Annotated in this window: 4 protein-coding genes and 3 pseudogenes; 3 read left to right on the forward strand and 4 right to left on the reverse strand. The window is 59.4% G+C overall.

What is annotated here, in order from left to right:
- The first annotated feature begins 261 nt into the window (after positions 1-261).
- From ltrA to FNJ47_RS43275, 3 genes and pseudogenes are all read left to right on the forward strand, one after another.
- Complete coding sequence (gene ltrA, locus FNJ47_RS43265; protein WP_206685400.1) at positions 262-1,452, forward strand: group II intron reverse transcriptase/maturase; 1,191 nt, start codon at positions 262-264, stop codon at positions 1,450-1,452.
- A gap of 57 nt (positions 1,453-1,509) precedes the next feature.
- Positions 1,510-1,701 (forward strand): annotated as a pseudogene (locus tag FNJ47_RS54070) (hypothetical protein); the annotation flags it as partial.
- Positions 1,702-1,849: 148 nt separating this feature from the next.
- Positions 1,850-2,209, forward strand: a pseudogene (locus FNJ47_RS43275) (IS66 family transposase); the annotation flags it as partial.
- Between the two features lie 56 nt (positions 2,210-2,265).
- Here FNJ47_RS43275 and FNJ47_RS43280 read toward each other — a convergent pair.
- From FNJ47_RS43280 to FNJ47_RS43295, 4 genes and pseudogenes are all read right to left on the reverse strand, one after another.
- Positions 2,266-3,927 (reverse strand): hydantoinase B/oxoprolinase family protein, encoded by a 1,662-nt coding sequence (locus tag FNJ47_RS43280; RefSeq protein ID WP_163162521.1) that lies wholly within the window; start codon positions 3,925-3,927, stop codon positions 2,266-2,268.
- A 5-nt stretch (positions 3,928-3,932) separates the two neighbouring features.
- The gene (locus tag FNJ47_RS43285; RefSeq protein WP_163162523.1) at positions 3,933-6,014 is read right to left on the reverse strand and encodes a hydantoinase/oxoprolinase family protein; all 2,082 of its coding nucleotides are present in this window, start codon (positions 6,012-6,014) and stop codon (positions 3,933-3,935) included.
- 255 nt (positions 6,015-6,269) lie between these two features.
- Positions 6,270-7,127, reverse strand: coding sequence for a glutamate 5-kinase (gene proB, locus FNJ47_RS43290; protein WP_163162525.1), 858 nt, complete (start codon positions 7,125-7,127; stop codon positions 6,270-6,272).
- 355 nt (positions 7,128-7,482) lie between these two features.
- A pseudogene (locus FNJ47_RS43295) lies at positions 7,483-7,878 on the reverse strand (ATP-grasp domain-containing protein); the annotation flags it as partial.

Below are 7,878 nucleotides of genomic sequence, written 5' to 3' on the forward strand. Positions count from 1 at the left end.
AGGTAGGCCGTATAACCGGATACACCGGGAAATCGGCCGAAGACGAGAAGGTGGCGGCTGGGTCTGTAGTAGCGATGAAGCGGAGTAATATCCGTGGAGCCAAGGGGCCCTGCCATTTGTGATGTCTCCAACAATAAGGAAGGCAAGGACGAGATGATAAAGGCGTCCATCGATTTGCAAGACCTGAGGCGGAGACTATACGTCAAGGCGAAGGCTGAACCGTCTTGGCGTTTTTGGGGACTGTACGTCCACGTTTGCAAGATGGAGACGCTGCGCGAGGCGTATGAGATGGCCAAACAAAACGATGGCGCTCCGGGAATAGATGGAGTGACCTTCGAAGCCATTGAAGCGCAAGGCGTAGACGCCCTCCTCGAGCAACTACGGGACGAACTGATCGGGCGCACCTACCAACCGCTTCCGGCCCGGAAGCAGGAGATACCGAAGGACGGGGGCAAAGTCCGCGTCCTTTCGATTCCGGCCATCCGGGACAGAGTGGTACAAGGGGCGCTCAAACTCATCCTCGAGCCTGTGTTCGAGGCTGACTTCCAACCGGGGTCGTACGGTTATCGGCCCAAGCGGACAGCACATGGCGCTATCAAGCGCGTGGCTGAAGCCATAGTCCAACGGAAGACACGAGTTCTCGACATTGACCTGCGGGCCTACTTTGACAATGTCCGGCATGAACGGCTGTTGGAGAAAGTGGCGCGGCGGGTTGATGACGCGGACATCATGCATCTGCTGAAGATTATGCTAAAAGCCTCAGGCAAGATGGGCGTTCCGCAGGGCGGTGTGATCTCGCCCTTGCTCAGTAATCTCTACCTCAATGAGGTGGACAAGATGCTGGAGCGAGCACGCGAAGTCACTCGCGACGGAAAGTACACCTACGTCGAATATGCGCGATTCGCTGACGACCTGGTGGTCTTGATCGATGCCCACAAACGTCATGACTGGCTGATTGGAGCCGTGACCAAACGATTGCGGGAGGAGTTCGCCAAGCTGCAGGTGGAAATCAATGATGAAAAGAGCCGCACTGTCGATCTGGAACGAGGCGAGAGCTTCAGCTTTCTGGGCTTCGACTTCCGGTACCTCCGCAGTCTACGCGGAGCAATGCGGCCGCATTACACGCCCAAGCTCAAAAAGCGGACGGCGCTTCTGCGGGCGGTCAAGGAGGTGTTCCGCCGACGCCGGTCGCAACCGATTGGGAGGGTGATAAGCCTGATCAATCCAATGCTCCGGGGGCGGGTGAACTACTTCGCAGTTGGGCACTCCAGTGAGTGCTTCGGCTACATCAAAGATTGGGTAGAGAAGAAGGTCAGGCGTCATCTGGCGCACGCCCGGAAACGACAGGGCTTCGGCTGGGAACGGTGGAGTAGGCCGTGGTTGTACGACACTCTGAGGCTGTTCAACAGCTATTGGGTGCGGCGCGACGGAACGAAAGCAATCCCAGCATGATCGGCCCCATAAGCCTTGGAGCGAAGCAAATGGGGGCGCGCAGTGCGGGAAATCCGCATGCTGCGTGCGACGTGGAGGGGGCTGGAAACGTGGCAAGGTCGAGAGACCTGTTGGCGCGCCAGTCCTCGACCCTACCGGAGAGCGGTTCCGGGTGCAACTCCGGGGAGGACTCACCGTAGCCAGGGGGCGTGCCTGTTTACGAAGCGGCTAGAGCGAAGCCGCTTTTTTTGGCCATCGCTGACGGACGGCGTTGTCACGATCAGCGTTGCCCAACTCTTCTATCTCCTGTCTGGAATTGACTGGCGAATGCCGGGCAACGTGGCGTCCGCGGGCTTCCGGTTGAGCTGTGGCTTATCGACTCATGGCGAGAGATCGGCCCCGAGTTTTAGCGGCGAATATGATCCATCTGTCCTCGTGCCCCCCGATCAGCTTCCCACCGACTGCGCACGCGATGATCCTTGCGCAGCGCGAACAGCTGACGCTGGCGAAGAGCGAAGTGACTGTCGGTCGGCTGGAAATCGAGCAGCTGAAGCTGATGCTGGCCAAGGCACGGCGGGAACAGTTCGGGCAATCCACCGAACATGGCAAGCTACTTGTCGAACAACTCAAGCGCGCCATTGACGACCTTGAAAAGACCCAGGCCGAGCAGGAAACCAAGGCCGAGATTGCAGCTCCGGAAGCGGCCAACCAGAAGCGCGCGCAAAACCCACGGCCGCCCCGACGCCCTCTGCCGGACAACCTGCCGATCGAACGTATCTAGCGCGCATATGCGGCGGTGCCGACGTCGGGCTGTGCCAGCGTCAATGCCGCCACTTACGCGATTCCATACACCTCCCGGGCGCGCTCGCGCGTGATGAGGCCGTTCTTAATGTCCTCCTCGACCGCCGCACGGTCGCGCTCCTTCGGGTCCCCATATCCGCCACCACTGCCGGTCACGATGCGGATCGTTTCGTCGGCGTGCGTGGTGAAGCCCGAGACGAAGGCAAAGCGTTCACTGGAACCGTCTTTGCGGATGAATCGGACGTAGTTGGGCGAGCCCACGCGACCACCGGCGAGCGCCCAGGGTGGGAACTTCGAGCGCATATAGCCGACGGTGAGGAAGCCGCTTTCGCCGCGGATTCGGTAATCCATGACGATGCCACGTCCGCCAGTGTATTTGCCTTCGCCGCCCGGCTCCAGATTCAGCTCCATGCGCTCCACGAAGAGGCCGTTACGGGCCTCGTTGATTTCTGCTGGGCAGTTGTAGGTCTCGCCGTGGAAGCTCGAGAAGATGGCGGTGTTGCCATCGCGGCCGGGGCTCGCCCCCCAGCCGCCGACCTGCGGCTCGATGATCGTGAATTGCCGGCCGGTGTCGGGGTGGATGCCACCGGTGAAAGTCCCGCAGAGCGAGCCAAAATGTCCGGCCGCCAGCCGTTCAGGCATATGTGGCGCTAGGCAACGCCACATGAGGTCCTTTCCCCGTAGCTCGATCTCGTAGTAGAAACCAAGCGGCGCCGGCTCCTTGGCATGAAAGACCGAGCCCTCGCGCGTCAGCAGCCGGATCGGCCGGAAGGAGCCTTCGTTGGCCGGCGAATTGGGATCGGTCAACGACTTGAACAACATTTGCGCGCAGACCATCACTCCGTCGCGGCTAGCGTTCACCGGCTTGTTCGATTGGACGGGATTTTTGCGCAGGTCGACGACGAATTCGGTGTCGGAAATCGTGATCTTCACATTGAAGATACGCCCGTCATCCTGCTCCTCCGAGATCTCGAATTCGCCCTTGGGCAGGTTCGTGAGTTCGGCGAGCGAAACCTGCTCACCGAAATCCATGAACGAGGACATGGCCTTCTCGAAGGTCGAGACGCCATATTTTTCGGCGAGTTCCTGGAGGCGCTTTGCTCCGATGCGCACCGAAGCGATCGCTGCCCAGACATCGCCTTCCAGCACGTCCGGCATGCGCGAATTCACTTTGATGATTTCCATCACTGGGCGAATCGGCTCTCCCTTCGAGATGATCTTGACAGCGGGGACTCGTAGCCCTTCCTGGAAGATCTCCGTCGCTTGGTCGGTGATCGAACCAGGCGCCATGCCGCCGAGATCTGAGTTATGGGCGATGTTAGCCGTCCAAGCGATGATGCGGCCGCACGCGAAGACGGGCATGGCAACCACGATGTCGTTCAGATGCGTGACCCCGCCGTAGTAAGGATCGTTGGTTGCGAAGACGTCACCCGGCAAGATATCACCCGGCGTGCCGAACTTCTTCGCGATCACTTTCACGGCCTTGTCCAACACCCCGACGAAAGCCGGGATCCCTGCGCCCGACGAAGCGAGCGCGCCTTTGGCATCAGTGACGCCGGTGCCCATGTCGAGCACCTCGTAGACGATCGAGCTCATCGCGGTCTTCTTCATGACCGCAAACATCTCGTCCGCGGTCGCCTGAAGCGAATTCTGGATGATTTCCAGCGTGATCGGGTCGTCGATCTCTGTCCGCATCGCCGTCACCTCTCCGCCGCCAATTGAATGTGGATGTTGCCGTAGCCATCGATCTCAACCCGGTTGCCAGGATGGACAACGACTGTGGCGCCAGGATCCTCAACGATCGCTGGGCCGCTGAAGGTCATGCCCGGCTCGAGCTTGCCGCTATCGTAGATCGCGGCCTGGTGAACGCCTTCGAGCGCATAATCGACGTTGCGATGCCCCTTGAGCGCCGCGTGGGCCTGGGCTCCAGTCGACTGGCGCTTCCTCATGGTAAGTTTGCCGGCTTCAGCGGAAGCGATCAAATGGATGCCGACAATTTCAACCGGCGCGTCGAGCTTGTACGTGTATTCGCGCTCGTAGGTCTCGTGGAAGAATGTTCCGATCTCTGCGAGGCGCTCATCGGTGAGCTGGCCTGCCGCGATCAGCACCTCAATAGTATGGTCCTGATTCTGGTAGCGAAACTTGCCATATCGCCGGAAGCGAACTCTACAAGCCTGGATGCCTTCGGCCGCGAATTGGGCACGAGCCCGCTCCTCCGTTTCCGCGAAGACCTGCTCGATGCCTGCCCCGGCGCCCTGCTTCAGGTCGATGAGCCGCGTCACAAAATAGTCACGACGTAGGTCCGACATCATCATGCCCCAAGCCGAGAAGACGGAAGCATCGGCGGGCACGACGATTTTACGGACTCCGAGCTCAGCCGCGAGTGCCACAGCATGCATGGCGCCGCCCCCACCGAAGGCTAAGAGGGTAAACTCGCGCGGATCATGCCCGCGGTTGAGCGAAACAAGCTTGAGCGCATTAGCCATGTTGTCGTTAGCGATGCGGATGATGCCGCGCGCCGCCACGTCGGCGTCTACACCAAGCTTTTCGGCGACAGCTTCGATCGCCGCCTTCGCGGCGGCCATGTCAGCAACGACCTCGCCGCCGCAGAAATAATCCCTGTTTATGCGGCCGAGCCAGAGGTTGGCGTCGGTGGTGGTTGCCTGGGTTCCTCCCCCGCCGTAAGCGGCTGGCCCCGGCACGGCACCCGCCGATTGCGGGCCAACATGGAGCTTGCCGAAGTCGTCAACCCAAGCGATGGAACCACCGCCGTTGCCGATCTCGACGAGATCGACCACCGGCACCATGATTGGGTAGCCCGCTGAGGTACGGTCGCGCTCGATCCAGTAATCCGTCTTGATCTTCACGTCGCCATCCTCGATCAGCGAACACTTCGCCGTCGTGCCGCCGATATCGAGCGCGAGCAAGCTCGGCTCGCCGATCAGCTTGCCGAGCTCAGCCGCGCCCCAGAAGCCGGAGGCTGGTCCCGACTCGACCATCGTGATCGGAATTTTCGAGACCGACTCCAGCGAATCTACGCCGCAATTCGACTGCATGATATAGGGCTTCTTGCTGAAACCCTCCTCCCTCAGTCGGGCAAGCAGCCGCGACAGGTAGCGCTCGGCCGTCGGCTGCACATAGGCCGACAGCACTGCCGTGCTAGTGCGCTCGTATTCGCGCCATTCGCGCGTGATCTGGTGCGAGGATACGACCGAGACTTCGGGCCAGAGCCTCTGCACTTCGACGAGCGTGGTCTGCTCATGGACCGGATTGGCATAGGAGTGAAGGAAGCAGATGGCGACCGCCTCGACCCCATCCGTCTTGAAATCGTCGATGATTGCCAGAAGGCCGGAGAGGTCAAGGGGCCTCAATTCCTCACCTTTATAGGACATGCGGCCGGGAAGCTCGCGCCGCAAGTAGCGCGGAACGAAGGGCTTCGGCTTCTGATAATGTAGGTTGAAGAAGTCGGGACGGTTGCCGCGCGCAATTTCGAGCGTGTCGCGAAAACCCTCGGTAGTGATGAGCCCGACCTTGGCCCCTTTCCGCTCGGTCAGCGCGTTGATGATGACGGTGGCGCCGTGGGCAAAGAAGTCGATCGAGCCTGGATCGACCCCTCCTTTCTTGAGGACGTTCAGCACGCCCTCCTCGAAATTGCGCGGGATGGTGTCGGACTTCGCCGTGATAACGCGTGATTCACCTGTCGAATGATCGGTCTCGAAGCAAACGAGATCGGTGAAGGTGCCGCCGACATCGGTCGCGATACGGATGGTCTTGATCGCCATGGCGGTCTCCCTCATTTCCACGATAACGAACAATTATGCCCTTGCATTGGTCTTCTGCATGAGCCGGTCATATAGCTCCGCCTCCTCGGGAGTAACGAAAAAACTACGCCGATGAGTCGGCGGGTATAGACGTGCTGGAGCGGTGGAGACTTCATCGAGCTCGACGAGCCTGCTCCCTCTCGAACACCGCGACACAGTCGGACCTCAACCGCACTTGGCGAGAAAGCCGCCGTCCCGGAGAAGAGCTCCATGACATCAATAGCGCGCCCTGTCTTTGTCTTTGGCGCGCGGGAAGAACCATGTTGATGGTCCACCGTTCTCGATGGCGGCAAGTGGGTAAGATTTAATTCCATTCGCAATGACCATTTCGTAGCCCGCGTCCATCGCGATCTTTGCTGCCATCAACTTTGTCACCATGCCGCCCGAACTATGGCGCGCGGCAGAATGACCGGCCATAGCCTCTATCTCAGGAGTAATGCATCGCACCTCTGTCACCAGACGGGCAAGCGGGTTGTCGTGCGGATCTTGCGTGAAGAGGCCATCTACGTTGGAAAGCAGAATGAGAACGTCGGCGTTGACCATATGGGCAACCCGTGCCGCCAGCCGGTCATTGTCGCCAAAACAGTTCTCGGCCGTTGTGGTCGCGTCGTTCTCGTTGACGACGGGTACAGCGCCAACTTTCAGGAGTTGTTCAAGGGTTGCCCGCGCATTTAGGCAGCGATGCTGATTATCGACATCTTCAGCGGTCAATAACAGTTGCCCTACGCCAAAGCCGCGGCGTTTCAAACTCTGGTCATAGGCATGCATGAGTTGAACCTGACCGATCGCGGCAGCAGCTTGCTTCTCCACAATTTGCAGGCGCCTATCCAACCGACCGAAGCGGCGTGAGCCAACCGCGACAGCGCCGGAGGTGACGATGATCACCTGCTGCCCGCGTGCGACAAATCGGACGACATCCTCTATCAACCCTTCAAGCCAAGGTCCGCGTATCTCTCCAGTGTCGGCATCAGCAATCAGTGCAGAGCCAACCTTCACGATCAGCCGGCGAGCCGAAAGCAGTTGGACCGCGCTCGTTATTGCTGGGATTGAGTCTTGCTGCACTAGTGAAGACATGTCTCTCCAATATCGTTTTTGACAATTCAACATCAAGTCCGTTGCGTCTGCCCTGACCAAACGACTATTTCCAGCCTCCTCCTTTCTAAAGGTCACGATATCTCGCGCCGAAATGCCTGGGCTTATCGAAGCTCGAGTCTTGCGTTTCTAGTAAGAAGACTCGATCTTGCTATCCACGCCTATCTCGTATCCAAGACGAACTGAATACATGGTCGCCCAGGAAACGATTGCCGCTGCAGATAGGCAATGCGCGTTACTATCTTCAATAGCATAGGCGTGCCCAGAATCGAGATAAGCTTCTCGTCGCCCTGCGTCCCTACCGTGCCTCCACAATTGCACCAGCCTTTGGCGACGATCACCTTTTACCTGGCGCCACCTGGTCTGGTTCGGGGAGGTGAGGGACCGCAGATTGTTCCTGTTCGCCAATGGTCGGGAATGGTGTGATCGACCACTCGATTAGGTCGACGGCGCGCTGAAGTATTCCTTCGGCCTGAGCAAGGCTTGGGGAAGCGGCGATGACGTGGCCGATGCGGTCTCGGTAATCGCGCGTCCTGATGATCGGCGCCTTTGATTTAACATAGAATTTGGCCTCGGCGACGCCTGGTACGGCGGCCGCTCGACTGTCGCCGTCGATCCAATCGAGGGTGCCATCGCGATCGGCATATAAGATCCGCGCAGCTGCGGTCTGCGCATGCTTTCTGCGCAAATCCCATTCCTCTCCGATGACAAGCTTGATGTGCTCGGTAATGAG

Source organism: Bradyrhizobium uaiense, from assembly GCF_010811875.1.
In the GTDB taxonomy this organism is placed as follows: Bacteria; Pseudomonadota; Alphaproteobacteria; order Rhizobiales; family Xanthobacteraceae; genus Bradyrhizobium; species Bradyrhizobium uaiense.

Coding starts and splice junctions, on each gene's coding strand:
- ltrA (WP_206685400.1), top strand. CDS start 262: ATGGAGACGCTGCGCGAGGCGTATGAGATGGCCAAACAAAACGATGGC.
- FNJ47_RS43280 (WP_163162521.1), bottom strand. CDS start 3,927: ATGCGGACAGAGATCGACGACCCGATCACGCTGGAAATCATCCAGAAT.
- FNJ47_RS43285 (WP_163162523.1), bottom strand. CDS start 6,014: ATGGCGATCAAGACCATCCGTATCGCGACCGATGTCGGCGGCACCTTC.
- proB (WP_163162525.1), bottom strand. CDS start 7,127: ATGTCTTCACTAGTGCAGCAAGACTCAATCCCAGCAATAACGAGCGCG.